Source organism: Anaeromyxobacter oryzisoli, from assembly GCF_022690765.1.
Classification (GTDB): Bacteria; Myxococcota; Myxococcia; order Myxococcales; family Anaeromyxobacteraceae; genus Anaeromyxobacter; species Anaeromyxobacter oryzisoli.
In genome coordinates this window covers 1-25,769 of the sequence record NZ_JALCZA010000066.1, presented here as the reverse complement: position 1 = coordinate 25,769, position 25,769 = coordinate 1, and the positions used below count along the sequence as shown (strand labels likewise).

Sequence of the window (25,769 nt, the reverse complement as noted above, 5' to 3'; positions counted from 1 at the left end):
GCGCCCGCGCCGCGGCCGGCCTCGCCGCGCCCGCGGCCGCCCTGGCCGCCCTCTTCGTCGCGGCGGCGACCTGGCGAGCGGACCGGGCCGGCTCCCGGCTCGCCGAGCTCCGCGCCGTCGCGGCGAGCGCGCCCGGCGCGCTCGTCTCGGAGGACCCGCTCGTGCCGCTCCTCGCCGGGGCTTCGCCGGTGATCGAGGATCCGTGGATGCTGCGGCTCGCGTCCGAGCGCGACCCCGCCCTCGCGCGCCCCTTGCTCGACGCGCTGCGCGCGCGCCGCCCGGCGGCGGTGGTGCTCTTCGAGGATCTCTCCTCGCCCGCCGCCGACGTTTGGTACGGCCACGGCGGGAACTTCGGCCCGCTCCTCGTCTCCGAGATCCGGCGCGGCTACCGGCTCGAGCGACGGATCGGGCGGTACTACGTGTACGTCCCCGCGCGCGAGGCCTCGCCGGCGGTCGCGCGCCCGGGCGGGAGCGGACCCGCCGCGGCGGGCAGGGGCCTGGCCTCCGGGCTCCCGCGCTGACGGGGATGCCGCTTCGACGAGGCGACGGTGGCCCACGACGCTGGGCGCTCCGCCCACGCCGGGTTAAAGTCCCCGCCGCATGCGCGAGCCCTCGCCGCAGGAACACCCGCCGCTGCAGACCCCCGCGCCGCACCGCGAGCTGACCCTGCGCGCGGTGCTCGTCGCGATGGTCGTCGCCGCGCTCATGGGCGCGGCCGAGCCCGCGGTGGTCCTCCGCATCGGCTACGGGCCGAACATGTCGGTGGTCTCCGCCTTCCTCGGCTTCATCGCGATCTCGCTCGTCGGCCTCGTCACCCGGGTCCGCGCCACGCGCTGGGAGAACAACCTGGTCCAGACCGCCGGCACCGCCGCGGGCTCCGGCGTCGGCTTCATGGCGGTGGTCCTCGCCGCCATCGACATGCTGGACGCGCGCGGCCTGCTCGACCTGCACCTCTCGCCGCTCCAGATCTTCGCCTGGCTCGCCCCGTCCGGCCTCCTCGGCGTCCTCCTCGCGGTGCCGCTCCGCAAGCACTACATCGACCAGGAGGACCTCCCGTTCGCGGACGGCACCGCGGCGGGCGAGACGCTGCTCGTCCTCGACCAGGGGCCGCAGCAGGCCGGCCCGCGCGTCGCCGCCCTCGGGATCGGGGGCGCGCTCTCGGCGCTCATCGTGCTGCTCCGGCAGCACTTTGCGTGGATGCCGCGCTGGACCTGGCTCCGCGACGAGATCGCCTTCACCTTCCTCACGCCCCACGCCCAGGCCCTCCGGGTCGGGAGCGAGCTCGGCGTCCTCTCGCTGGGCGCGGGGCTCCTCGTCGGGCTGCGGATCACGCTCTCGATGGCGATCGGCCTGATCCTCGCCTGGATCGTCGCGCCGGAGCCGCTCCTCCGCGCGGGGCTCGTGCCGGAGCTCACCTTCAACGCGGTGCTGCAGCGCTGGATCATGTGGCCGGCGACCGGCCTCATGGTGTCCGGCGGCCTCGCGGCCCTCGCCCTCAGGTGGAGGGTGATCGCGCGGACGTTCCAGGGGCTCTCCGGGAAGGATGCGTCGGACGGGGGCGACTTCCCGATGCGCTGGGTGGTCTGGGGCGCCGCCGGCTGCGCGATCGTGCTCGCGGTGGTCCAGAAGGTCTCGCTCGGCTTCCCGATCTGGCTCACGCTCGTCTCGATCGGCCTCTCGATCGTCCTCATGCTCGTCGGGATCCGGGTGCTCGGCGAGACCAACTGGGCGCCCATCAGCGCCATGGCGAACGTGATGCAGGCGGTGTTCGCGGTGCTCGCGCCGGGCCACGTGCCGATCAACATGATCGGCTCGGGCATGAGCGGCTCCGTGGCGGCGAACGGCGAGCACCTGATGCAGGACTACCGGGCGGGCCGGATCGTCGGCTCGACCAACCGGCACCTCACCTACCTGCAGCTCCTCGGCGTCCCGATCGGCGCCGCCGCCGTGGCGCTCGCCTACCCCGCGCTCCGGGCGAAGTACGGCGTCGGCGGCGAGGGCGGCCTCTCGTCGCCGATCAGCGTGAAGTGGGCCGGGTTCGCGGAGCTCCTCGGGGAGGGGTTCGGCGCCCTCGCGCCGAGCGCGCTGTGGGCGCTCGGCCTCGCCCTCGTCCTCGGCGTGGTCCTCACCCTCCTCGAGGCGAGCCCGCGCTTCGGCCGGCACGTCCCGTCGCCGACCGCCATCGGCCTCGGCATGCTCATCCCCGGGTTCGCCATCGTCCCGATGGTGATCGGCGGGATCGCCCAGGACCTCTGGAAGCGGCTCTCCCCTCGCACCGAGGGGGCCTACGTCGCGCCCCTCGCCTCGGGCTTCATCACCGGCGAGGCGCTGGTGCTCCTCTTCCTCGCGCTCGGGTCGGCGCGGGAGATCTTCCGATGAAGCGTGCAGGTACGGACGGCGGAGATCCCTTCACGCGCGAGCGCTCCCGCGCGCTCGCGGCGCGGAAGCTGCTGCCCTGGGTGGTGGCGAGCGGCGCGGGCGCCGCTGCGCTCGTGAAGGTCGCGGGGGCGACCTGGGGAGGGGCGGCGGGGTTCTTCGGCGCGGGTCTGCTCGCGGCGGTCTTCGTCTGGACCCTCTCGATCGCGCGCTGCCCGTTCTGCGGGAGGCCGCTCCCACGACCGGGCGCGGCGCGCGCGGCGAGCCGGGGCGCGAGAGGGTGCGAGCGCTGCAGCGGCGCCTCAGGGGACGCCGCTCGCGCTGAGCGGTCGTGACGCGCGGCGCGGGATCCCGCCGTCGCGCGCCGCGCCCCTGCCGGCCCTCGCGCCCGTGCTTCAGCGCACGAACTCGACGTGCGGGCTCAGGTGGCGGGCGAGCGGCGAGCGGGTGAGCAGGGTGAGCGCGCTCTCGAGCTTCTTGTCCCCGATGCCCGGGACGGCCTCGTAGGCGGCAGAGATCAGATCGCCCAGCGAGATGACGATGCGCCTGGAGGCCCTCTTCACGCTTCTGCGGTGGAACCGGGTCGTCATGCTTCCTCCGGAATTGGCGGTCACGAGCGTGTTGTTAGCAATCCGCTTGCCTTCGATCCATGGCCGGGGTTACAGGGGCTTGGGCGCCTGCCCCGGGCGGGATCCTGTAGAGAATTCAGCCTGAAACTGTAAAAATCGACGACAGGTGTCCAGAACATGGACCCCTGTGCCCAGGACGCACACCGCGCCATGCCGACGAAGCCCTCCCGCGAGCTGCAGACGTTCCCGAACCCGAGGCCCGGTCGCCCGTTCGTGATCGCGATGGACTGCCCGGAATTCACGTGCGTCTGCCCGATGACCGGACAGCCCGACTTCGCGACGATCCGGATCCGGTACGTGCCCGCCGAGCGGTGCGTCGAGCTCAAGAGCCTGAAGCTCTACCTGTGGAGCTTCCGCGACGAGGGCACCTTCCACGAGGCGGTGACCAACCGGATCTGCGACGATCTCGTCGCGGCGATCGCACCCCGGTGGATCGAGGTCGTGGGCGATTTCGCCGTGCGCGGGGGCATCCACACCGCCGTCACGGTCCGCCACGGCGAGCGGCCGGCGGACGTCTGACGGACCGAGCGGCCGGCGGGCGGACCCCTGGCGCGGCTTCGGTGCCCTTCAGCGAGGCGCCACCCGTCCGGGGCACCGCACCGGACCTGTCCGAGAGAAGTTCGCGCGCCACCTGTCCGAGAGAATTCGGATTGCCTCGATAGCGGTGGGTGTCCGCGGCCCCCTGAAAGCAAGCTTCGAAGTCGATCGAAAGAAATTTTTCGACAGTCCGAAACTACTCTCGGTCGGGTTGGCGGGTCGCCGATCGGATCGGCGAGGGCCTCCTCGAGGCCGCCTTTCCACACGCTCGAAGCCCCCCTCCCCCCCCGTCCGGCCCGCTGGACGCCCCTTTCCGGCTTCCCCTTCACCCGCCTGGTCCGCACCTTGAGCGCGGAGGTCTGCATGCGGGGGGAGCGACTCTCGATCGCGTACGTCCACTACGGGGCCCAGAGCGGGGTGACCGCCGCGATGTCCGACGCCCTCGCGCGGCGGGGGCACGACGTCCTCCTCGTGGCGGCGACGGGATCGCTCGAGCCGCGTGATCCGGTGACGCGCCGGCTCCGCCCGGCCCCCGCCGTCGCGCTGCACCTCGCCTTCGCGGCGGCCCGCTTCGGACGCCTCGCCCTCGCCCACCGCTGGAACACCCCTTACGCGTGGGATCGCCACGCGCGGCGCGCCGGGGAGCTGCTCGCCTCCATCCGGCCCGCGCCCGACCTGGTCCTCCAGAACGGGGCGCTCTTCTCGCCCGGCCTCACGCCGCGCCTTCCGTATGCGCTGCTCCTCGATCACACCCGCGCCCTCGCCGTGCGGAGCCCGCCGTGGCCGCGCCTCGGCCTCGAGCCGCCGTCCGACTACGGCCCCGCCTGGCGCGCCCGCGAGACCGCCTTGTACCGGGGCGCGCGCCTCGTCGCGGCGTTCTCCGAGTACGTCCGCGGATCGCTCGTGGACGACTACGGGGTGGACCCGTCCCGGATCGCCGTCGTCGGCGCGGGCGCGAACGTCTTCCCCGAGGAGCCGGCCCGGCGCGACGACGGACGGACGGTGCTCTTCATCGGCAGGGACTTCGCGCGGAAGGGCGGCCCGGTCCTCCTCGAGGCGTTCGTCCGGCTCCGCCGCTCCTTCCCGCGGGCGCGCCTCCTCGTCGCCGGCCCGCCCGCGCCGCTGCCGCTGCCGGAGGGGGCGTTCCACCTCGGCCCGGTCGCGCCCGAGGAGGTCGTGGGGCTCATGGCGCAGGCGACGGTGTTCGCGCTCCCGACGCTGCGCGAGCCGTTCGGGATCGCCTTCCTCGACGCGATGGCGTGCGCGGTGCCCTGCGTCGGGACGCGGATCGAGGCGATCCCCGAGATCGTGCTGGACGGCGAGACGGGGCTCCTCACGCCGCCCGCCGACGCGGTGGCGCTCGCCTGCGCGCTCGAGCGGATCCTCGACGACCCGCTCCGCGCCCGGGCGATGGGCGTCCGCGGACGCGCGCGCGTCGCCGGCCGGTTCCGCTGGGCCCGCGTCGCGGCGCGACTCGAGCGCGCGCTCCTCCGCGGCGCCTCGCGCGGGGCCGCGGCGTGACGGCCACGCCGGTCGCCTCACGCTGAGCGTGAAGTTTTTCACTCCCGTTCCATCGGCGCGACGCGGGCGGTCGCGAGGCAGCGAGCTCCAGGGGGACCCGCGCGGACACGCCGGAGCAGATGCACCTCGCGGAGCGCCCTTGCTGCCACCAGGTGGGAGCGGGTGCGCGTCGGGTGATCCGGGGGCGTTCGGCCGGGCGGGAGGCGGGTAGAATCGGCGCAGTGTCTGGAACCTCACCCGCGTTCGAGCCCGAGCGCCTCGTCGGGATCACGCTCGACGATCGCTACGAGCTCGTGTCCCATCTCGCCACCGGCGGGATGGGGGCGGTGTTCCGCGCGCGACACGTCCACCTCCGCAAGGACGTGGCGGTGAAGGTGCTCCGCAGCGACCTCTCCTCCTCGCCGGACATCGTCGAGCGGTTCCGGCGCGAGGCGGAGATCGCGAGCGCGCTCGAGCACGAGAACATCGTCCACGTCACCGACTTCGGCCGCAGCGCCGACGGGCACCTGTTCCTCGTGATGGAGCTGCTCGCCGGCGAGAGCCTCTTCGATCGGCTCCGGCGCGAGGGGTTCCTCCCGCCGGAGGAGACGGTCCAGATCCTGTGGCAGGTCTGCGCCGGCCTCGAGGCCGCCCACGCCCTCGGGGTCGTGCACCGGGACCTGAAGCCCGAGAACGTCTTCCTCGCCCGCACCGCCTCGGGGCGCGAGGTCACGAAGATCCTCGACTTCGGCATCTGCAAGATCGCCGACCCGCCGAGCGGGATGGCCACCCAGGCCGGGATGGTGGTGGGCACGCCCGAGTACCTCTCGCCGGAGCAGGCGACGGGCGGCGCGGTGGACGCGCGCGCCGATCTGTACACGGTGGGTCTCATCGCCTGGCGCATGCTCGCGGGCCACCACCCCTTCAAGGCCGAGGACGCGCGCGGGCTCCTCATGATGCAGGCGACCAAGCCGGTCCCCCCGCTCACCGAGCCGCGGCCGGACCTCGCCGCCTGGCCCGCGCTCGTCGCGACGGTCGCGCGGGCGTGCGCGAAGGACCCGGCGCAACGGCACCCGAGCGCCGCCGCGCTCCGGGACGACCTCGCCGCCGCGCTGGGCCCCGCGTTCGTGGTGCCGCCGGGCGCGACGCCGGCGCCGCCGCCGGCGCTCTCGCCCGCGCCCGTCCGCTCCGCCGTGCGCCCGCCCCCGCTCGACCTCTCCCGCTTCGCCGCGCGCGGCGTCTTCGGGACCCCCGTCGCCGCGACCCCGGGCGGCGCCTCCGCGGCCGCCCCACCCGTCCCGTCGGGGACGCTGGAGGCCGTCGAGGGGACCGTGACCGGCATCGCGCTCGCCCTCGCCCGGGTTCGCGCCGGGTGCGAGGCCGTGATCCGGCGCGTCGTCACCTCGGCCCGGGCGCACCCCCGCCCTGCCGCCCTCGTCGCGGCGGTCCTCGCCGTCGCCCTGGCCGCCGGCGCGGTCGCGGCCTGGAACCGCGGCCGAACCGCCGATCGCGTCCGGGCGCTCCTCGCCGCGGACCGCCCGGTCGAGGCGCGCGCCGCCGCGGACGCGGCGCTCCGCCGCCGCCCCGGGGACGCCGAGCTGCTCCTCCTCCGCGCCCGGGCGCTCCACCGCGCCGGCGCCGGCCTCGTCGCGCTCGACGCGTACGAGACCGCGCAGCACATCGCGCCGCTCGACGACGCCGCGCTCGCGGAGATCGCCACGGACCTCGCGCGGGACCAGCGGCTCGCCGACCGCGCCGCCCGGCTGCTCCGCGACGCCGGCGCACGCGCGGTCTCGCCGGCCGTCGCGGCCGCGGAGGACGGCAGCGGGGAGGGCCGCCTCCGGGCCCTCACGCTGCTGCGCGATCTCGGGGCCGAGGAGCGCGTGGACCGGACGAAGCTCTACGGCTCGCTCCTCGCCGACACGGAGTGCGAGCTCCGGCGGGCGGCCGCCCGCCGGCTCGCGGAGATCGGCGATCCGGCCGCGCTGCCCCGGCTGCGCGAGGCCGCGGCGGCCATGACGACGCGGCGGGGGCTCTTCGGCATCCCCACCCGCGAGCGCGCCTGCGGCGCGATCGACGCGGAGGAGGCGGTCCAGCGCATCGAGGCGCTGCGGGTGCCCGCCACGCGCCCGCCCGGGGCGCGGCCGAAACAATAGCCGCGGCGCGGTTTCGTGCTAGGACGGGCGTCTTCCACGCGCGCCGGGCGGCGCGCGCCGTATCCGCGCCGTATCCGATGGAGGACGCGTCATGGCGAAGGGCACCAACGGGATCGCGGTCCGGGCGTCGGGCGCGCCGGCGCTCGAGATCGAGGCGGACCTCCTCGCGCTGCCGGTGTTCGAGGACGAGCTCCGCGGCGGCGGCGCCGGCCAGGTGAGGGCGCTCGACGCGCTCCTGGACGGTGCGGTCCGCGCCGCGGCGAAGGCGGAGCGGTTCGAGGGGAAGGCCGGGCAGGAGCTGCGGCTCGACGCCAACGGGAAGGTCCCCGCCGGGCGCGTGCTGCTCCTCGGCCTCGGCGCCCGCGCGAAGGCATCCGAAGCGCTCGCCGCGAGCGGATACGAGCCGCTCCGCGCCGCCGCCGGCCAGGCGGGGCGCGCCGCGGTGAAGCTCGGCGCGAAGGCGCTCGCGGTGGCGATCCCGGAGCTCGGCGGCGGCGACGCCGCGCTCGCCGCCCGCGCGAGCGCCGAGGGCGCGCTCCTCGGCGCGTACGCGTTCCGCCGCTACAAGACCGACGACCGCCCGCCCGCCCTCGCGGCGCTGATCGTCGGCGTGCCCGCCGGGGCCGAGCGCACCCGCGCGGTGAAGGACGCGCTCGCCCTGGCGCAGGAGATCGCCGGGGCGGTGACCTGGGCCCGCGACCTCGTGAACCTCGGCCCGGCGGACTGCACCCCGACGCTCCTCGCCGAGACCGCCGCCGCCCTCGCGAAGCAGGCGGGGCTCCACGTCGAGGTGCGCGGGCCGAAGGAGCTCCAGGCCCTGAAGATGGGGATGTTCCTCGGGGTGGCCCGGGGCTCGGCGGAGCCGCCGCGGCTGGTGCGGGTGAGCTGGATCCCGCGCGGCGCCGCCGCGCGCAAGCGCCCGCTGGTGCTGGTCGGCAAGGCGCTCACCTTCGACTCGGGCGGCCTCTCGCTCAAGCCCACCGACAGCATGGTGACGATGAACACCGACATGGCGGGGAGCGCCGCGGTGCTCGGCGCGATGCGGGTCGTCGCCGCGCTCGAGCCGCCGTTCCCCGTGCACGCGGTGCTCGGCGCCTGCGAGAACATGCCCGGCGGGCGCGCCTACAAGCCCTCCGACGTGCTCGTCTCGTACGCGGGCAAGACCGTCGAGATCGTCAACACCGACGCGGAGGGCCGGCTCGTGCTCGGCGACGTGCTGGCGTGGGCCGCCGAGACGCTCGCCCCCGCGGCGATCGTGGACGTCGCCACCCTCACCGGCGCCTGCATGGTCGGCCTCGGGCTGACCACCGCCGGCCTGTTCGGGCCGGAGGGGCCGCTCGTGGACCAGGTCCTCGCGGCGGCGCGCGCCGCGGGCGAGGACGTCTGGCGGATGCCGATGACCGAGGCGCTCGAGGAGCAGCTCAAGAGCGACCGCGCCGACCTCAAGAACACCGGCGAGCGCTTCGGCGGGGCGATCACCGCCGCCCACTTCCTGCACGCCTTCGTGAAGGACGTGCCCTGGGCCCACCTCGACATCGCCGGCCCGTCGCACGCCAGGAAGGAGCGCGGCTACGTCCCGAAGGGCGGGACCGGGTTCGGGATCCGGACCCTCGTCGAGCTCGTCCGACGGTACGATGCGTGAGTCGCGCTATGCCGGCCCCTCGGTCGGCGCGGCCGGCGGCGTGACCGGCGCGGGCGCCTCGCCCTCCGCCTCTCCCTCCGCCGGCCCGGTCCGATCCGGCGTCGCGAGGACCTGACGCGCCCGCGCGAGCTCGTCCGGGGCGACGAGCAGCACGAGCCCGGCGTTCGCGGCCGCGACCGCCGGCAGCAGCGACGCGAGCGGCTCGTCCTTCAGCACCGCCTCGATCCCCTCCGCGTCCAGGAGGCCCCGCGCGAACTCCGCCTCCGACAGCGTGCCGAACGTCGCGACCGGAACGAGATCCAGGTCCTCGGCCATGGCCGCCTCCTCGCCCGCCCTGCGACGCGCGGGCGCTCTCGCATCATGGCACCTCGCGCCGGCGCGGCAGTGCGCCGCCCCCGATGGGATCTCGGTCCGATCTCGCGCAACCGCCGGCTGATTTGGGCGCCGTTCACCCGCCCCTTATGGGACTCCATGGGAGATCGGATTCGCAACGCATGCCGAGCGCGCGGGTGCCCGGCGTCGGATTTCCTCGAGATAACGATCAATTTGACCGCCCCGGCGGCGCGAGCCTCGGGCCTTGCGCCGTGATGCATGCGTCACGGCCGCCACCGGGGAGGCCCTGGCAACAGGCACGTTTCGTCGCACGCAAGGACACGCCGCGCGCGCCTTCTCTTGCCCCGCGGTCGCGCGTGATCGCGAGGCGCGCGCGGTAACGATGGAACCACGTCGGCCGCGCGACGCGATTGCGCTTGCGCGCGAGGACGACCGCGTGCTCCACTTGACCGTGGGTACTTTTGACGTTGCGTATTTGGCGCGCGCCCGACTGAAAGGAGCCCATGTCTCCTCGCGATCGATCGACGTGCTCCGGGCCAGCTCTCGCGGAAACGGCGGTCCACAGTCCTGTGGACGCACCGACGACTGCACCGAGGGGAACGACAACGGGAACATCGAGGCCGAACGCCACGCCGACTCCTCGGGCTTCCTCGTCCGGGCCGTGGATGAGGAAGGCAGGACCACGACCTTCGTCCCCGATGGCCTGAGCCGCGTCCGCGCCGTGCAACGGTCCGGAGTGGACGCGCAGGGCTCGCCCGCGTCGCTCGACGTCGCGACGTACCTGTACGGCGTCAGCAGCGACAACCTGGCCGCAGTGACGGATGGCAGCAACCGTTCGACCTCCTATTCGTACGACGACTTCGGCCGAATCGAGCGGCTCACCTCGCCGACCCTGGCCCTGGGAGGCGCGCGCTGGTTCCGCTACGACGCGCGCGGGAACGCCGTGCAGCGGGGCGACTCCACGGTCACGGTGAGCTACGCCTACGACGGCCTCGATCGCCTCCTCGCGCTGTCCGCCGCCAACGTGGCGGACGGCTCCACCGTGAGCTACCAGTACTTCTACGACGAGGGGTCCTTCCCCGGCCAGCTCACCTCCATCACCGAGCCCGACAGGATCGTGACCTTCACCTACGACTGGGCCGGGCGGCTCGCGATGGAGTCGGTCGCCGAGAGCGGGATCGCGACGCCCCTGGTGACCGAGTACGGCTACGACGCCGACGGGGCGCTGGTTCGGCTCGGCTACCCCTCGGGCCTGGTGGTCTCGCTCGTGCGCGATCCCGCCACCGGAGAGGTCTCGAGCATCACGAACGCCGCCGACGGGAAGCCGTTCGCTTCCGGCGTCACCCACGTCCCGGGTGGACCGCTCGCGTCGCTCACCTTCGGCAACGGCCGCACGCTCTCCCAGACGTTCAACCGTCGTCACGAGCCGCGCTCGCTGATGAGCGGCCCGCTCTCCTTCACGTACACCCCCACGCCCGCCGGCGACGTCGCCTCCGTGACCGACGGCTCCGAGGATCCCTCCGGCTGCCTCCACGGCGTGAACCGCAACTTCTCCTACGACCTGCTCGACCGCCTGGTCGCCTGGAACGACTCGGTGACCGACGGCACCAACCGGTGCCCGGCCGAGACCATCGGCGAGCTCGCCGCGGGCTTCACCTATCTCGACGGCACCGACCTCCTCTCGGCCCAGTGGACTCCAGACGCCGCTGGCCTCCCAGCCTACTCCTTCGGCTACGACTATCAGGGCAACGTCTCGGCCGTCGGCCAGTACGACGGCACCGGCACCAGCATCGCCCTCGCCCTTTGCCTCCGCCATGACGCCCTGGGACGCCTCGCCCAGGTCGGCTACACCAGCAGCGCCCTCTCGAGCGGCGCCCCCGCGTGCGTCACCGACCTAGACGTCACGAGCCCTATCGCCCAGTACCGGTACGACTCTCGAAACCGCCGCGTCGCCCGCAGCGACGCCGGAGGGTGGACGTACTTCGTCACCGACGCGAGCGGGAACCTGCTCAGCGAGCTCGCCCCCACCGGCGACCCTGCCACGCCGTGGGCCAGGGTGCGCGACTACGTCTGGCTCGACGGCCGGCCGCTCGCGCAGATCGAGTACGACACCAGCGGTCCGTACGTCTACTACGTGCACTCCGACCACCTCGGCACCCCGCGGGCGCTCACCAACCAGGCCGGGCAACTCGTGTGGAGCACCTACCAGCGCCCGTACGGCGAGGTCGGCGAGAAGACCGTCCCCGACCCCCTCTCCGGCCTGACCGTCGTGACGAACCTCCGCCTCCCCGGCCAGTACGACGAGCGGGTGTTCTTGCACGCCGGGCTCGGCCTCCAGGGGCCGTACTACAACTGGAACAGGTGGTATCTGCCGGGGGTGGGGAGGTATCTGGAACTGGACCCCATCGCGATGGCAGGTGGGTTCAACGGTGAGTTTGGGCCGGATTGGTACGGGTACGCGAATCAGAGTCCATTGAACAGCATCGACCCAGAGGGTTTGAGCGGGTCCCGTCCCGGCGGGCCCTACCATCCACCAGACAACGTTACGCTCAAGTGCACGCCGCTTGACAGTTGCAGGATATTGGTAGCCAAGATGGACCAATTCAAGCGCATGATTGATTCGCACACTGGATGGGACCAGAACAACTGCAAGCCCAACGGCGGAAACCGCCACATTCTTGAGATAGACGACTTGTGGAAGGGCTATGCGAAGTGCCAGGCTGAATACGAGTCGCGGTGCGGCGGAGGCAGCCCAGTCTGGTTGCCTGTGCCCTCGCCGTTCCCTCGCCAGGACCCGACTCCGTATCCGGTCCCGGGTTATCCGCGAAATCGCCAGCCCATCGGCCCGCCGCCCGCGATGGCACCGGCCCTGTTGCTGCTCTTCGCGCTCGGCATCTTCGTTTTCATATAGCCATGGCGACCATTAGCGAGATTCATGCCCTTGCTACTGACCCGAACCCGGCAGCCGTGCCGCTGGAATCGCTCCGGGCATGGTTTGCGGACTCGGACGCCGAGATCCAGGGCGCTGCGTTCGCGCTCGTGACGAACCGTCCGAGCTTTCCATGGGCGCCGTCCCTGGATGTTGCCATGCTCGACGGCCTCGCGCGGACGTACTTCGAGCGGCGCATACGCAACGATGACGGTGGACGGTGGGCCCACTCGCGCTACGAAGCAGCGTGGGACCTGGCTGGTTGGGTGGCCCGCTACTGGTTCGGTGATAAGCCCCCCCCCGCCAAGCGAGAAGCCGTGGTGGACTGGCTGGGCGGGCTGTACACGAATGGTGATGCTGAAGTGCGCCGCGCCGTTGTCGATGGCACGCTCGAGCATCTGTTCGAGCGCAAGGACATCAAGTCAGCGTTCAAGAAGTGGAAGAACGAGCCTGAGTTGGGCACAGCCTACGCCGAGGCGAACCAGTGGGCAGCGGGTGGAGGTTCGTCGCCGATGGTGCGCGCCAAGCCCGGGCAGGCCAAGCGGAAAGGATAGCCATCGTGGCGGCCGAAGGCGTCCGCGCGGCTCACGCCCCGGCGTACGCGCGCCGCAGGCCGGCGATGTCGAGCTTCTTCATCCGGAGCATCGCCTCCATCACCCGCCGGGCGCGCACGCGGTCGGCGTCCTTCATCATCTCGCCAAGCGCGGTCGGCACGATCTGCCAGTACACGCCGTAGCGATCCTTGACCCAGCCGCACTGCTCGGCGGCGCCGCCTGCCGAAAGGGCGTCCCACAGACGGTCGACCTCGGCCTGGTCGTCGCAGCTCACGACGAACGAGATGGCGTGGTTGAACGGGTCGAGGGGCCCGGCGCCGATCGCCAGGAATCGCTGACCGGCGAGGGTGAACTCGACGACCTGGACCGAGCCGGCGGGGCCGCTCGGGGTGTCGGCGGCGATGGGGGTCACGTTGTCCACGCGCGAGTCGGGGAACAGCGAGGCGTAGAAGCTGGCCGCCTCGGCGGCCTTCTCGGCGAACCACAGGTGCGGGACGATCTTCGAGGGTCTGATCGCGGGCATGGAGGGCCTCGTGGATCCACGGTCCGAGCAAGCCGACATGGATGGTTCGAGCTCTGTAAACGGCGCTCGAGCCGAGCGCACCATCGGACGCCGCAACACCCCGACCGAGCATGCCTTGGAGGTTCGAGCGCACGGCCGGAGAGAGAGCTCGACAGGGGGACGGCGCAAGCGCCGGGCCCGCAGCCGCGCGGACGCCAGGGCCTCGCCCGCAGCGGCGAGGCAGGTTGAAGGACGATCCAGCGTCCGCAGCGTGCACCGACTCGCGGTGTGGCACACGGGACGGACGGGGGCCGGGGCGCCGAGCGATCCGACGAGCCTTCGTCGAGCGCCAGCGAACGCCGCGCGGTGAAAGACGTGCCGCCGCTCCCCTTGCGGGTTTCCCCCCGGATCGCTTTGCCATCCGTGGGGCCGCGACGCATGCATACGAAATGGTGGACCTCGCCCGCCTGCCCGCGCGCGATGAGCAGGGAAACGTCCGCGTGGTCATCGAGTCGCCGCGCGGCGCGCTGGTGAAGATCAAGTACGACACGGCGCTCGGCACGATGACGGTCTCGCGACCGCTGCCGCTGGGCCTCTCCTATCCGTACGACTGGGGCTTCGTCCCGGGGACCCGCGCGCCGGACACCGATCCGGTGGACGCGCTGGTCTACTGGGACGTGCCGACCTTCCCGGGCGTGGTGATCCCCTGCCGTCTCATCGGCGTGGTCCGGCTCGAGCAGGACTCGAAGTCGAACGGGCGGGTGCGGAACGACCGCATCCTGGCCGTCCCGGTGAAGCACCCGCGCGGAGACGACGTGAAGCGCCCCCAGGACCTCCCGGCGCGGGTGCGCGACGAGATCGCGCAGTTCTTCCTCTCGGCGATCTTCTTCGAGCCGAAGAACCCGCAGCTCCTCGGCTGGGGCGGGCCGGACGAGGCCGACCTGCTGGTCGACGGCTCGCGAAGATGAGCCGGCACGGATCGCCCTGCGGCCCCGCTGCGCCCGCCCGGTCGCCGGGCTACGCTTCGAGAGCGTGACCCCGGTCGACACCCTCGCACACCTCCTCCGCCCGGCGGGCGGCGGCATCTATCTCGTCTCCACCGGGAGGGCCGAGCAGCTCGCGCTCCAGCGGCGGCTCTACGGCGCCTCGAGCGACGCCGAGGTGCAGGCCCGCTGGCGCGCGGACCTCGCCGCCGCCCTCGACGCGCGCGGGGTCCTCCTCGGCATCCCCTCCGACGTGGGCGCGGGGCTCGAGCGCGGCGCGAGCCTCGGCCCCGCCGCCATCCGCGCCCGCCTCCTCGAGGACGAGCCCGCCGGGCTCGCGCGGAGGCGGGGCGCGGGGCTGGTGGACCTCGGCGACGTGTTCGTGGTCCCGCAGCTCCTCCACGACGAGATGCTCTCCGCGGCGCAGCTCGCGGCGACGCGGGCCGCGCTCTACCCGGACCTCCCGGCGGCGGAGGCCGCGGCGCTGCCGGTCTCGCCCCTCTCGATCGCGGAGCGCGCGCTCGCGCTCGTGCTCGCCGAGAACCCGCGCGCGAAGGTCTTCGCGATCGGCGGCGATCACTCCACGGCGTGGCCGGTGGTGAAGGCGCTCGCCGCCGTCCGGCCGGGGCTCGGGATCGTGCAGGTGGACGCCCACACCGACCTGCTCGCGGAGCGGCTCGGCGTCCGCTACTGCTTCGGCACCTGGGCGTACCACGCGAACGAGCTCGTGGGGCGCGGCGGCCGGCTCGTGCAGGTCGGGACGCGCGCGTCGGCCCGCGACCGATCGCACTGGGAGTCCACGCTGGGCGTGCGCCAGCTCTGGGCCGCCGAGGTGGCGCGCGATCCGGCCGCGGCGCTCGACGCCATCCTCGCCCAGGTGAAGGGGGCGGGCGTCTCCGAGGTCTACTTCACGAACGACATCGACGGCACCGACGCGGCGTTCGCCGACGCGACCGGCACCCCGGAGCCAGGCGGGCTCGCGCCCGGGTTCGTCTCCGCGCTCGTGGCGCGGCTCGGGCGCGAGGTCGGGCTCGCCGGCGGCGACGTGATGGAGGTCGCGCCGCACCTCGCCCGGAGCGCGGGCGGGGGCGAGCGCACGGTCGCCCTCGCGGCGCGCTATCTGTCGGAGACGATCGAGGCCGCGCTCGGGTGAGGGCGGGAGCAGGAACCTGAAAATCACCTGCGCGCGGCCCTCTATCCGTCCCGACGGACGACTTGACACCGTTTCTGCTTTAACGGATATTGCCCGGTGGAGGCTGTCTCCATGAGCGCATCCGCGGCGGTCGTCGTCGATCTCGAGAGCTACCGGCAGGCGCGCCGCGCGCGCGCCTCCGCTCCGGCCCCGACCCGCCCCGCGATGCCAGGGCCTGCGTCGGCGCCCCGGGTCGTCCCGGTCCTCGTCTGGTGGGTTCCCGTGTGGCCCGTCGCCTGACGAGCGTCCGGTCGCTGGACGACGGCGCGGCGCGCGACCGCCCCCGGCCGAGCGCGGCGCCCCGGGCCCGGGACACGCGACGAGCCTAGTGGCTCGCCTCCCCGCTCGACATCATCATCATCGGCATCCCACCGCACGCCATCATCGCGGGCATGCCCATCGCCATCATCCCCATCATCGCCTGACACCGCTCCTTCAGCGCGCCCAGGCTGGCGGCGTCCATCGGCGTGATGTTGCAGGTCATCCCCTCGTTCGTCAGCTCCATCGTCATCCGGCACATGAGCGGCATGGGCATCATCATCATGCCGCCCGGCATCCCCATGCCCATCCCCGGCATCATGCCGGGCATCATCGAGCCCATCGGCATGGCCATCGGCATCATCTGCATGGGCATCGGCATGCCGCCCATCATCCCCATCGGCATCGGCGCCATCATGGACATGGGCATCGGCGCGGGGGCGCCGGACATCATCGGCATCGACATCGGCATGGCGGTCATCGGCGCGCTCCTGCCCGCGGGTCGGCGGGCTCGACTGGATCAGCGCGAAGCATGAGATCGCCCCCGGGGAGCGGCGCGCCCTCGACGGGGCCGAGCGCGCGCTTTCCTCCGCGCGAGCGGACCGACGTCCGCGCCTCCGCGACAGCCGTCAGCGGCCCACGAACAGCACCGGCACGACGCGCAGCGCGGCCCGGGAGACGGGGGAGGCGAGCGGCGGGACGGGCGGAGAGCGAAGGCGCCACGCCGATCGAGAGAAGGAGCGCCGCGGCCATCCGCCCGGCCACCGTGAAGACGAGCCCCGGGATCCTCGCGGGCCCGGGGCTCTCGGATGGCGGACGGGACGCTTCCGCGATTCGCCGCCGCTACGCCTTCTCGCGCGCGGCCTTCTTCGCCGGCGTGGTCACCCGGAGGAGGGCGCCCACCGCCGCGCCGGCCGCCGCGCCGGCGACCGCGAACAGGGACGCGACCGCGACGACCCCGAGCACCATCCCGAACACGATGAGCGCGCGGACCGCGAGGGTCGCGCCGACCGGCGCCCCGAAGATGCCGCTCGCCAGGAGGACGCCCGCGTAGCCGCCGTAGAGGAGCGACGGGAGCATGGCCACGGCGAGGAACAGGGCGAGGCCGATTCCGGCACCGATGAGAGCGGGGACCTTGTTCGTCATGACCGTCTCCTTCCTTCGACTCGGGGCCGTCCATCCGGCCACCCGCCTTCTCGAGCTGCATCGCCCCTGCCACGCGGCCGCGCCGGGAGCTCGCGGGCTTGCGAGGATCGGCGTCGGGAATTCCGGACGGGCCGCCGGGCCCGGCCGACGCGGCGGTGCGGCGTTCGTGCTACCTTTTCGCGCGTGAACGCCTTCAAGCCACACCTGTCGAACGTCGCCGATTACCCGTACTCGAAGAACGAGGCGCGGGTGAAGCTGGATCAGAACGAGAGCCCGGAAGACCTCCCCCCCGAGCTCAAGGCCCGGGCCCTTGAGCGGCTCGCGCGCCTGCCCTGGAACCGCTACCCGGAGCTGCACGCCGAGGACGTGCGCGCCGCGGTGGCGCGCCACGAGGAGTGGCCCGAGGCGGGGGTGGTCCTCACCCCGGGCTCGAACATGCTCGTCCTCGCCCTCGCGAGCGCGGCGCGGGCCGTGGTCGACACCGTCCCCTCCTTCACCTACTACAAGGGGAGCGCGGCGGCGGCCGGCACGCCGTGGCGGGGGATCCCCCTCGGGGAGGGGTTCGCGCTGCCGAAGGCGGAGCTGCTCGCGGCGATGGACGGCGCGGGCGGGGTCCTCTTCCTCCCGAACCCGCACGCCCCCACCGGGAAGCTGTTCGAGCAGGGCGACGTCGCCGAGCTCGCCGCGCGGGCGAAGGCGCGCGGCTGGCTCCTCGTCGTGGACGAGGCCTACCACGCGTTCGCGGGGAGCGACGCGCGAGCCCTCGCGCGGGCGAACGGGAACGTCGCCGTGCTCCGGACCTTCTCGAAGGCGTGGGCGCTCGGCGGCATCCGCGCGGGCTACATGCTCGCCTCGCCGGAGGTCGCCACGGTGATCCGCGCCTGCGTCCCGCCCTTCTGCATCCCCGCGCACACCACGGCGATCCTCCAGACGGTGCTCGAGTCGCCGGGCTACAAGGACGCGCTCGTCGCCCGGATCCGCGCCGAGCGCGCCCGGGTCGCCGCGGCGCTCGCGAAGCACCCGCGGTGGAAGGCCTACCCGAGCGCCGCGAACTACCTCCTCGTCCGGACGCCGGACGCGAAGGCCGCCTTCGAACACCTCCTCTCCCGCGGGCTGGTGGTGCGCCGGCAGGACCACTACGCCGGCCTCGAGGGCTGCATCCGGATCACCATCGGCACGCGGGAGGAGAACGACCTCCTGCTCGCGGCGGCGGCGGACGCTCCGTAACCACCGCGGCGCGCGCTGCCTGCCTGCGCGGCGACGGCGGCGTATGCCTCGACGCCACGGCAGCGGCGTCAGCCGGCGTACCGGAACGTGATCGGCACCTGGACGTCCGGGTGCAGGCTGCGCATGACCGGGCAGCCGCGCGCGATCTCCTCGAGGCGCGCGCGCTGCTCGGGGCGGACCTCGCGCGGCATGTCGATGACGACTGCGAGCTCGCCGATCCGGCGCGGCGCCGCGGTCATCCGCTTCTCCACCGAGGCGCGCGCGTCGCCGAACGCGAGCCCCTCGCGGCGCGCGACGAGGGCCATGGTGGTGAGGGCGCAGGAGGCGAGGGCCGCGCCGACGAGGTCGGTCGGCGAGAAGCAGGCGCCCGTCCCGCCGTTGTCGGCGGGGGGCTGCGTCTCGATCCGGGCGCCGGAGGGCCCGTGGGTGAGGGTGCAGCCGAGCCCGCGCAGCTCGATCGCCATCGGGACGCCTGGCATGTCCACCTCCGCTCGAAAGAGATCCGAGCATACGACATGCGGCGGGTCTATCGTCGGCGCATGCTCGAGCCGACCCGCGCCCGCGCCTGGGCGCTCCTGTGCGAGTTCACCAGCACGCAGCCGCTCCGCCGGCACGCGCTCTCGGTCGAGGCCTCCATGCGCGCGCTGGCCCGCCGCGCCGGCGTGACCGAGCCGGCCGAGCTGGAGGCGTGGGGGGTCGTGGGGCTGATCCACGACTTCGACTACGAGCGCTTCCCCAGCCTCGACGATCACGTCTGGCGCGGGATGGAGATCCTGCGCCAGCGCGGCTGGCCGGAGCGCATCGTCCGCGCCGTCGGGGCGCACGCGAGCTACACCGGCATCGCGCCCGAGGCGCCCATGGAGCGGGCCATCGTCGCGGCGGACGAGCTGTCCGGCTTCGTCGGCGCGTGCGCGCTGGTGCGCCCCTCGAGGAGCGTGCGCGATCTCCCGGCGGCGTCCGTGCTGAAGAAGATGAAGGACAAGGCCTTCGCCCGCTCCGTGGACCGCGGCGAGATCCGCCGCGGCGCCGAGCTGGTCGGCATGCCGCTCGGGGAGCTCGTCGCGCTCGTCATCGCGGCGCAGGTTCCCGTCGCCGACGCGCTCGGCGTGGGCGGCGTCGCGCCGCCGGACCTGCCCGACGACCCGGTGCCGCCGGTCCCGCCGGAGCCGGCGTCGGACTGATCATGAGCGCCCGACCGGGTCGGCCTCGAACCCTCTAGGAGCTCCTCGGCGCGACGAGCCGCTGCACCTCCGCGGTCGCGAGGACCACGGGCCTGGGCGCGACCTTCCGGAGCGCGAAGCCCGCCACGAGGTCGCGCGGCGCGACCCGCGCGCCGGCGGGGGCGAGCCCGGACAGCGCGGCGAGCAGGCCGGTCACCGCGGCGGCGTCGGCTCCCCGCGCGCGCAGCTCCCCGAGCGAGAGCGCGCCGTGGCGCTTCGCGAGCCGCGCGCCGTCCTCGCCGGTGACGAGCGGTACGTGGGCGAACCGCGGCGGGGTGAGGCCGAGCGCGCGGTAGAGGAGGAGCTGCCGCGCGGTGGACGGGAGCAGGTCGTCGCCGCGCACCACCTCGGTGATGCCCATCGCGGCGTCGTCCACGACCACCGCGAGCTGGTAGGCCGGGATCCCGTCCGCGCGGGTCACGACGAAGTCCCCGGTCTCGGCGAGCACGTCGTGCACGCACCGACCGTGCACGGCGTCCTCGAAGACCACCGGCCCCGGCGGCACCCGGAACCGCCACGCCGGCCGGCGCGTGGCGGCCCGGCGCGCCACCTCGGCCGCGGAGAGATCGCGGCACGTCCCCGGATAGCGCGGCCCCTCGTCGGAGGGACCGTGCGGCGCCTGCGACGCGGCGGCGACCTCCGCGCGCGAGCAGAAGCACGGGTACGCGAGCCCGGCCGCGCGCAGCGCCTCCAGGGCGGCGGCGTGGCGGGGGCGCCGCTCCGACTGCCGGTAGGGCCCGGCGGGGCCGCCCACGTCCGGCCCCTCGTCCCAGTCGAGCCCGAGCCAGCGCAGCTCCTCGAGGATCCGCGCCTCGAGCCCGGGCCGGACGCGCGGGCCGTCGAGATCCTCGACCCGCATCACGTACGCGCCGCCCGCCGCCCGCGCGGCGAGCCAGGAGAGGAGCGCGGTCCGCGCGTTGCCGAGGTGCAGCGGACCGGTGGGTGAGGGCGCGAAGCGGCCGCGGTAAAGGCTCACGGAGTGGGGGCCCCGGAAGGACGTGCCGGATGGGCGCTCGTCTGATATCCCGGTGCCCGGTCGCGTCACAAGCCGAAAACTTGTAGGCGCGCCGGAACCCCGACACGGTGAGCATCATGTCCCGCCAGGCAGGCGTCCTCCTCCCGCTGTTCTCCCTGCGCACCGCCTCGGACTGGGGAGTCGGCGAGATCCCCGACCTCGTCCCGTTCGCGCGCTGGTGCCGCGACGCGGGGTTCTCCGTGATCCAGCTCCTGCCCGTGAACGAGACGTCGCGCGGGGAGACGAGCCCCTACGGCGCGCTCAGCGCCTTCGCCCTCGATCCGGTGTACCTGGCCCCCTCGGCGCTCGAGGACTTCGAGGCGGCCGGGGGCGAGGGCGCGCTCGACGACGCCGAGCGGCGGCGGCTCGACGCGCTCCGCGCCTCGCCGCGCGTGCGGTGGGGCGAGGTCAGGGCGCTCAAGGCCCGCGCCTTCGCGCTCGCGTTCGACCGGTTCGTGCGCGAGGAGTGGAGCCGCAGGACCGCCCGGGCGCGCGCCCTCGAGGCGTTCGCGCGCGCCGAGGCGGACTGGCTCGACGCCCACGCGCTCTTCGTGGCGCTCCACGACGCCGAGCAGGGCGGCCGCCCCTGGATGGAGTGGCCGGCGCCGCTCGCCGGGCGCGACGGCGACGCGCTCGGCGAGGCGCGGGCGCGGCGCTCCCGCGAGATCCTCTTCCAGCGCTGGCTCCAGTGGCAGGGCGAGGAGCAGTGGCACGCGGCCCGGCGCGCCGCCAACGCGGCGGGCGTCCAGCTCGGCGGCGATCTGCCGTTCATGGTCTCGATCGACTCGGCCGACGTCTGGTCCCGGCGCGGCGACTTCCGGCTCGACGCGCGGGTCGGCGTCCCGCCCGACGCGTTCAGCGCCACCGGCCAGGACTGGGGGCTGCCGGTCTACCGCTGGGACGCGATGGAGCGCGAGGGGCACCGCTGGCTGCACGCCCGCGCGCGTCGCATGGCCGACCTCTACGATCTGTACCGCGTGGACCACGTGGTCGGGCTGTACCGGACCTACTTCTTCCCGAACGACGGGAGCAGCCCGGCGTTCGTCCCCGACACGGAGCCCGCCCAGACGCGCAACGGCGAGACGGTGCTCCGGATCCTCGGCGAGGGCGCCCGCGTCATCGCCGAGGACCTTGGCGTCGTGCCGGACTTCGTGCGGGCGTCCCTCGCGCGGCTCGGGATCGCGGGCTACCGCGTGCAGCGCTGGGAGAAGGAGTGGAACGCGCCGGGGCAGCCGTTCCGGGACCCGGCGCGCTGGCCCGCCACCTCGGTCGCGACGACCGGCACCCACGACACCGAGTCGGTCGCCGACTGGTACGAGGCGCTGCCGCCCGACGAGCGGCGGCAGCTCCTCGACGTGCCCGCGCTCGCCGGCCTCCGCGCCCGCGCGCCGGAGCGCTTCGACGAGGGCGTGCGCGACGCGCTCCTCGAGATGGTCTACGGCTCCGGCTCGGACCTGCTCCTGCTGCCGTTCCAGGACGCGTTCGGCTTCCGCGAGCGGGTGAACGTGCCGGGCACGGTGAACGACGAGAACTGGACGTACCGCATCCCGGTGGAGCTCACCGGGCTCGCGGCCGATCGCGCGGCGCGGAGACGGCTGCGGGACCTCGCGGTCCGGTCCGGGAGGGCGAGCGGGTAGCGGCGCGGCCCGCCGGGGGTCGGCCGCCGCCGGGGTGCGTGGGAGGAGCGCGTGGCGGCGTCGGTGAACATCGCGCAGGTCGAGGCGCTCGTGGCCGAGCTCGCCGGCGCCCTGGCGCGGGGCGAGGGCCTGACGCGCCGCCCGGCCTCCACCTACCGGCTCCAGCTCCACCGCGGGTTCGGCTTCGACGACGCCGCCGCGATCGTGCCCTACCTCGCCGACCTCGGGGTCTCCGGCCTCTACCTCTCGCCGGTGCTCGCCGCCGCGCCCGGGTCGATGCACGGCTACGACGTGGTGGACCACGGCCGGCTCAACCCCGAGCTCGGCGGCGCGGAGGGCTTCGCCCGGCTCGCGGCGGCGGCCGCCGCGAACGGGATGGGGATCCTCCTCGACTTCGTCCCCAACCACATGGGCATCGGCCCCGACAACCCGTGGTGGATGGACGTCCTCGAGAACGGGCCGTCGTCCGTGCACGCGCCGGCGTTCGACGTGGACTGGGCGCCCCTCAAGGCGGAGCTGCGCAACAAGGTCCTCGTCCCCGTCCTCGGCGATCAGTTCGGGCGCGTGCTCGAGCGCGGCGAGCTCCGGCTCGTCCGCGAGGGCGGGGCCCTCTTCGTCCGCTACTTCGACCACGTCTTCCCGCTCTCCCCGCGCTCGACCCCGCTGCTCCTCCGCCACCGGCTCGACGCGCTCCGGGAGGAGCTCGGGCCGACCGACCCGGGCGTCCAGGAGATCGAGTCGATCGCGACGGCCCTCGAGAAGCTCGCGCCGCGGACGGAGACCGCGCCCGAGGCGGTGGCGGAGCGGGCGCGCGAGAAGGAGGTCGCGAAGCGCCGCCTCGCCGCGCTCTGCGAGGCCCGCCCGCGGATCCGCGACTTCGTGGACGAGAACGTCCGGATCTTCAACGGGACCCCCGGCGAGCCGCGGAGCTTCGATCTGCTCGAGCGGCTCCTCGACGGACAGGCGTACCGGCTCGCCTTCTGGCGCGTCGCCGGAGAGGAGATCAACTACCGGCGGTTCTTCGACGTGAACGGGCTCGCGGCGATCCGGATGGAGGACCCCCGCGTCTTCGCCGACGCGCACCGGCTCGTGCTCGGGCTCGTCCGCGACGGGCGGGCGAGCGGGCTCCGGATCGATCACCCCGACGGCCTCCACGCGCCCAGCCAGTACTTCCGCCGGCTCCAGGCGGCCCACCTGGTCGAGCGCGCGCGCCTCCTCGTCCAGGCGCGGGGCGAGGCGCTCGACGCCGCCACCGAGGCGCTCCTGCTCGAGCGGCTCGTGGGGGAGCTCGACGCCGAGCACCTCCCGCGGCGGCCGCTCGAGGTGGTGGCCGAGAAGGTGCTCGTCGCGGACGAGCGGATGCCGGCGGGCTGGGACATGGACGGCAGCACCGGCTACGAGTTCCTCGCCGCGCTGAACGGCGCGTTCGTGGACCCCGGCGCCGAGCGCGCCTTCGACCGGCTCTACGGCCGGATCGCGGGCACCCGCGAGGACTTCCGCGAGGTCGCCATCGCGAAGAAGCGGCTGGTGATGGAGTCCTCGATGGCGAGCGAGATCAACATGCTCGCCCACCGGCTCGCCCGGATCAGCGAGACCGACCGGCGCACCCGGGACTTCACCCAGCGCGAGCTCACCCGGACGCTCGTGGAGTACGTCTCGCTCTTCCCCGTGTACCGGACCTACGTGAGCCCCTCCGGCGAGGTGGAGGATCGCGACCGCCGCACGGTGGAGGCGACCATCGCGCGGGCCCGGCGCCGGAGCCCGGTCGTCGATCCGTCCATCTACGACTTTCTCCGCGACGTGATCCTGCAGCGGTACCCGGACGGCCTCTCCGACGCGAACCGCCGCGAGTGGGTGGAGTTCGCGCTGAAGCTCCAGCAGGTCACCGGGCCGGTGACGGCGAAGGCGGTGGAGGACACCGCGTTCTACACGTACGTCCGGCTCGTCTCGCTCAACGAGGTCGGGGGCGAGCCGGATCGGTTCGGGACGCCGCCGGAGGCGCTGCACGCCCTCCTCGCCGACCGGCAGGCCCGGTTCCCCGGCTCGCTGTCGGCGACCTCGACGCACGACACGAAGCGGAGCGAGGACGTCCGGGTGCGCATCGACGCGCTCTCCGAGATCCCCGGCGACACCCGCGCGGCGTGGGCCCGGTTCGCGCGCCTCAACCGGCCGCACGTCACCCGCCTCGAGGGGCGCTCCGCGCCGGACCGGCGCGACGAGTGGCTCCTCTACCAGACGCTGCTCGGGACCTGGCCCGACGGGGGGCTCGCCGCCGGCGCGCCGGCGCTGGCGGGCTACGCCGAGCGGATCCAGGCGTACATGGCGAAGGCGCTCCGGGAGGCGAAGGTCCACACCAGCTGGACCCACCCCGACGCCGAGTACGAGCAGGGGGTGCGCCGGTTCGTCGAGCGGATCCTCGCCTCGCCGCCGTTCCTCGACGAGCTCTCGAGCCTCGCCGGGCGGGTCGCCCGCGCCGGCCGGATCTCCTCGCTGGCCCAGGTCGCGGTGAAGTGCGCGGCGCCGGGCTTGCCGGACGTCTACCAGGGGACCGAGCTCTGGGACCTGTCCCTCGTGGACCCCGACAACCGCCGCCCGGTGGACTTCGACCTCCGCCGCCGCGTCCTCGCGGAGCTCCGCGCCGAGCGCGCGAAGGGCGCCGACGCGGCGCGGGAGCTCGCGCGCCGGCTCTCGGCGCCGGACGCCCTCGCCGACGGCCGGGCGAAGCTCCTCCTCCTCCACGCCGCCCTCTCCTTCCGCCGCGAGCGGCCCGGCTTCTTCCTCGCGGCCGGGTACCACCCCCTCTCCGCCCAGGGGCCGCACGCCGCGCACGTGCTCGCGTTCGCGCGGGTGCGCGGCGATCGCGCGGTGCTCTGCGCGGTGCCCCGCCTCGTCCTCCGCCTCCTCGAGATGGGCGGCGGCCGGATCGCCTGGCAGGGGACGCTCCCGCTGCCGGCGGGGCTGCCGCGCCGGTTCCGGGACCTCGTGACCGGCGCCGTGCACGGCGCCGAGGCGCCCGCCCTCGCCGACCTCTTCGCAGACTTCCCCGTCGCCCTCCTCGCCTCGGAGTGAACATGATCCCCACCCGCGTCTACCTGGTCCGCCACGCGAAGGCCGAGCCGAAGCGGACCGACGACTCGCTCCGCCGGCTCACGCCGGAGGGGCGGGCGCGCTTCGAGGCGCACGTGAAGGCGCTCGCGCCGCGGCTCCGCGTCGCCCGCATCCTGACGAGCCCCCTCGCGCGGGCGCGGGAGACGGCGGAGGTCCTCGCCGCCCGGACCGGCGCGACGGTCGAGGCCACGGACGAGCTCGCCTCGGGCCGGTCCGACGGGAGGGCCATCCTCGCCCTGGCGCAGGAGGCCGCCGACGGTACGGCCCTGGTCGGCCACAACCCGGAGCTCGCCGAGGCGATCGCGCGCGCGGCCGGGCGTGACGTCGAGGTGAAGCCCGGGGCGATCGCCGCGCTCGACGTGGACGGGCGCGAGGTGCGCCTCGCCTGGATCGAGGCGCCGTGACGGCGGGGCGGGCACCTCGAACCGGGTGACGCGAACCGCGTCGCGAACCGCCCGCTCGCCTGGCTCGACCTCGGCGCGTCCGCGCTCGTCGTCGGGGAGGTCCGCGCCGGCTGGAGATCACCCGTACCTTGTTGGCGCAAAGCCGGGCGGCTCGTCCGCTGCGCGCCGATGACACGGCCGGCGGTAATGAACCGCGGGCACGGCTTGCGCGGCTGGTCGTCGGGTTCGTGCGCCCGCTCGAAGCACGGCAGAATGGCGCAGCTGCGCGGGCGGTCCTCGTCGTATGCGTCATTTGTAAGTCCTCGCCGCTCCCCGTGTTGACGCGAGCGCGCGTGGCGCAGGATCAGGGCTGAGAGACGACTGCTTCCGCCCACAGCGACGCTTCACCGTTGTCCCGGAACGTGAGCTTCCAGTCGCGCAC

24 protein-coding genes and 1 pseudogene are annotated in these 25,769 nt (G+C 74.2%); 18 read left to right on the top strand and 7 right to left on the bottom strand.

Annotated features, from left to right (window positions below; all coding sequences use genetic code 11):
* The 3 genes and pseudogenes from MNZ27_RS17710 to MNZ27_RS17700 all read left to right on the top strand — a co-directional run.
* Positions 1-521 (top strand): annotated as a pseudogene (locus MNZ27_RS17710) (hypothetical protein); the annotation flags it as partial.
* Between the two features lie 79 nt (positions 522-600).
* Positions 601-2,379, top strand: coding sequence for an OPT/YSL family transporter (locus MNZ27_RS17705; RefSeq protein WP_242395430.1), 1,779 nt, complete (start codon positions 601-603; stop codon positions 2,377-2,379).
* Complete coding sequence (locus tag MNZ27_RS17700; protein WP_242395429.1) at positions 2,376-2,711, top strand: hypothetical protein; 336 nt, start codon at positions 2,376-2,378, stop codon at positions 2,709-2,711. The genes MNZ27_RS17705 and MNZ27_RS17700 overlap by 4 nt, the downstream gene beginning before the upstream one ends.
* Before the next feature lie 60 nt (positions 2,712-2,771).
* Here the strand turns inward: MNZ27_RS17700 and MNZ27_RS17695 are convergent, their stop codons facing one another.
* Entirely contained in the window at positions 2,772-2,966 is a 195-nt protein-coding gene (locus MNZ27_RS17695) for a hypothetical protein (RefSeq protein WP_242395428.1), read from the bottom strand.
* Positions 2,967-3,155: 189 nt separating this feature from the next.
* Here MNZ27_RS17695 and queF point away from each other — a divergent pair, with 189 nt between their 5' ends.
* The 4 genes from queF to MNZ27_RS17675 all read left to right on the top strand — a co-directional run bounded on the left by queF (position 3,156) and on the right by MNZ27_RS17675 (position 8,840).
* Positions 3,156-3,524: a preQ(1) synthase gene (gene queF / locus MNZ27_RS17690; protein WP_242395427.1), complete on the top strand. Its 369-nt coding sequence runs from the start codon at positions 3,156-3,158 to the stop codon at positions 3,522-3,524.
* Between the two features lie 381 nt (positions 3,525-3,905).
* A complete protein-coding gene (locus MNZ27_RS17685; protein WP_242395426.1) occupies positions 3,906-5,063 on the top strand; it encodes a glycosyltransferase family 4 protein in 1,158 nt (385 codons plus the stop codon).
* A gap of 221 nt (positions 5,064-5,284) precedes the next feature.
* Positions 5,285-7,198 carry a serine/threonine-protein kinase gene (locus MNZ27_RS17680; RefSeq protein WP_242395425.1) on the top strand — a complete coding sequence of 638 codons (1,914 nt, stop codon included), beginning with the start codon at positions 5,285-5,287 and terminating at the stop codon, positions 7,196-7,198.
* A gap of 91 nt (positions 7,199-7,289) precedes the next feature.
* Complete coding sequence (locus MNZ27_RS17675; RefSeq protein ID WP_242395424.1) at positions 7,290-8,840, top strand: leucyl aminopeptidase; 1,551 nt, start codon at positions 7,290-7,292, stop codon at positions 8,838-8,840.
* 6 nt (positions 8,841-8,846) lie between these two features.
* On the opposite strand, the gene MNZ27_RS17670 is transcribed toward MNZ27_RS17675, so the two are convergent.
* The gene (locus MNZ27_RS17670; protein ID WP_242395423.1) at positions 8,847-9,155 is read right to left on the bottom strand and encodes a putative signal transducing protein; all 309 of its coding nucleotides are present in this window, start codon (positions 9,153-9,155) and stop codon (positions 8,847-8,849) included.
* Positions 9,156-9,894: 739 nt separating this feature from the next.
* On the opposite strand from MNZ27_RS17670, the gene MNZ27_RS17665 reads away from it, so the two are divergent.
* Together MNZ27_RS17665 and MNZ27_RS17660 are read left to right on the top strand one after the other, a co-directional pair.
* Positions 9,895-12,084: an RHS repeat domain-containing protein gene (locus tag MNZ27_RS17665; RefSeq protein ID WP_242395422.1), complete on the top strand. Its 2,190-nt coding sequence runs from the start codon at positions 9,895-9,897 to the stop codon at positions 12,082-12,084.
* Positions 12,085-12,086: 2 nt separating this feature from the next.
* The gene (locus tag MNZ27_RS17660) at positions 12,087-12,656 is read left to right on the top strand and encodes a hypothetical protein (protein ID WP_242395421.1); all 570 of its coding nucleotides are present in this window, start codon (positions 12,087-12,089) and stop codon (positions 12,654-12,656) included.
* A gap of 31 nt (positions 12,657-12,687) precedes the next feature.
* Here the strand turns inward: MNZ27_RS17660 and MNZ27_RS17655 are convergent, their stop codons facing one another.
* A complete protein-coding gene (locus MNZ27_RS17655) occupies positions 12,688-13,179 on the bottom strand; it encodes a VOC family protein (protein ID WP_242395420.1) in 492 nt (163 codons plus the stop codon).
* Between the two features lie 428 nt (positions 13,180-13,607).
* Between MNZ27_RS17655 and MNZ27_RS17650 the strand changes: the two genes are divergently transcribed.
* The 3 genes from MNZ27_RS17650 to MNZ27_RS17640 all read left to right on the top strand — a co-directional run bounded on the left by MNZ27_RS17650 (position 13,608) and on the right by MNZ27_RS17640 (position 15,573).
* Positions 13,608-14,126, top strand: a complete 519-nt coding sequence (locus tag MNZ27_RS17650) for an inorganic diphosphatase (protein WP_242395419.1) — start codon at positions 13,608-13,610, stop codon at positions 14,124-14,126.
* 64 nt (positions 14,127-14,190) lie between these two features.
* Entirely contained in the window at positions 14,191-15,294 is a 1,104-nt protein-coding gene (locus MNZ27_RS17645) for an arginase family protein (protein ID WP_242395418.1), read from the top strand.
* A gap of 111 nt (positions 15,295-15,405) precedes the next feature.
* Positions 15,406-15,573, top strand: coding sequence for a hypothetical protein (locus tag MNZ27_RS17640; protein WP_242395417.1), 168 nt, complete (start codon positions 15,406-15,408; stop codon positions 15,571-15,573).
* Positions 15,574-15,658: 85 nt separating this feature from the next.
* Here the strand turns inward: MNZ27_RS17640 and MNZ27_RS17635 are convergent, their stop codons facing one another.
* Positions 15,659-15,862: a hypothetical protein gene (locus MNZ27_RS17635; RefSeq protein WP_242395416.1), complete on the bottom strand. Its 204-nt coding sequence runs from the start codon at positions 15,860-15,862 to the stop codon at positions 15,659-15,661.
* On the opposite strand from MNZ27_RS17635, the gene MNZ27_RS17630 reads away from it, so the two are divergent.
* Complete coding sequence (locus MNZ27_RS17630) at positions 15,861-16,127, top strand: hypothetical protein (RefSeq protein ID WP_242395415.1); 267 nt, start codon at positions 15,861-15,863, stop codon at positions 16,125-16,127. The genes MNZ27_RS17635 and MNZ27_RS17630 overlap by 2 nt on opposite strands.
* A gap of 307 nt (positions 16,128-16,434) precedes the next feature.
* On the opposite strand, the gene MNZ27_RS17625 is transcribed toward MNZ27_RS17630, so the two are convergent.
* Positions 16,435-16,737, bottom strand: a complete 303-nt coding sequence (locus tag MNZ27_RS17625; protein ID WP_242395414.1) for a hypothetical protein — start codon at positions 16,735-16,737, stop codon at positions 16,435-16,437.
* Positions 16,738-16,920: 183 nt separating this feature from the next.
* Here MNZ27_RS17625 and MNZ27_RS17620 point away from each other — a divergent pair, with 183 nt between their 5' ends.
* Positions 16,921-17,964, top strand: coding sequence for a pyridoxal phosphate-dependent aminotransferase (locus MNZ27_RS17620; RefSeq protein ID WP_242395413.1), 1,044 nt, complete (start codon positions 16,921-16,923; stop codon positions 17,962-17,964).
* Between the two features lie 68 nt (positions 17,965-18,032).
* On the opposite strand, the gene MNZ27_RS17615 is transcribed toward MNZ27_RS17620, so the two are convergent.
* Entirely contained in the window at positions 18,033-18,443 is a 411-nt protein-coding gene (locus MNZ27_RS17615; protein ID WP_242395412.1) for an OsmC family protein, read from the bottom strand.
* 60 nt (positions 18,444-18,503) lie between these two features.
* On the opposite strand from MNZ27_RS17615, the gene MNZ27_RS17610 reads away from it, so the two are divergent.
* Complete coding sequence (locus MNZ27_RS17610) at positions 18,504-19,145, top strand: HDIG domain-containing metalloprotein (protein ID WP_242395411.1); 642 nt, start codon at positions 18,504-18,506, stop codon at positions 19,143-19,145.
* A 34-nt stretch (positions 19,146-19,179) separates the two neighbouring features.
* Here the strand turns inward: MNZ27_RS17610 and gluQRS are convergent, their stop codons facing one another.
* A complete protein-coding gene (gluQRS, locus tag MNZ27_RS17605) occupies positions 19,180-20,160 on the bottom strand; it encodes a tRNA glutamyl-Q(34) synthetase GluQRS (RefSeq protein WP_242395410.1) in 981 nt (326 codons plus the stop codon).
* A gap of 116 nt (positions 20,161-20,276) precedes the next feature.
* Here gluQRS and MNZ27_RS17600 point away from each other — a divergent pair, with 116 nt between their 5' ends.
* From MNZ27_RS17600 to MNZ27_RS17590, 3 genes are read left to right on the top strand one after another with little or no spacing between them, the layout of a single operon-like run.
* A complete protein-coding gene (locus MNZ27_RS17600; RefSeq protein ID WP_242395409.1) occupies positions 20,277-21,836 on the top strand; it encodes a 4-alpha-glucanotransferase in 1,560 nt (519 codons plus the stop codon).
* 51 nt (positions 21,837-21,887) lie between these two features.
* Positions 21,888-24,905 (top strand): malto-oligosyltrehalose synthase, encoded by a 3,018-nt coding sequence (gene treY / locus MNZ27_RS17595; RefSeq protein WP_242395408.1) that lies wholly within the window; start codon positions 21,888-21,890, stop codon positions 24,903-24,905.
* Positions 24,906-24,907: 2 nt separating this feature from the next.
* Positions 24,908-25,348: a SixA phosphatase family protein gene (locus MNZ27_RS17590; RefSeq protein ID WP_242395407.1), complete on the top strand. Its 441-nt coding sequence runs from the start codon at positions 24,908-24,910 to the stop codon at positions 25,346-25,348.
* Positions 25,349-25,769 lie beyond the last annotated feature (421 nt).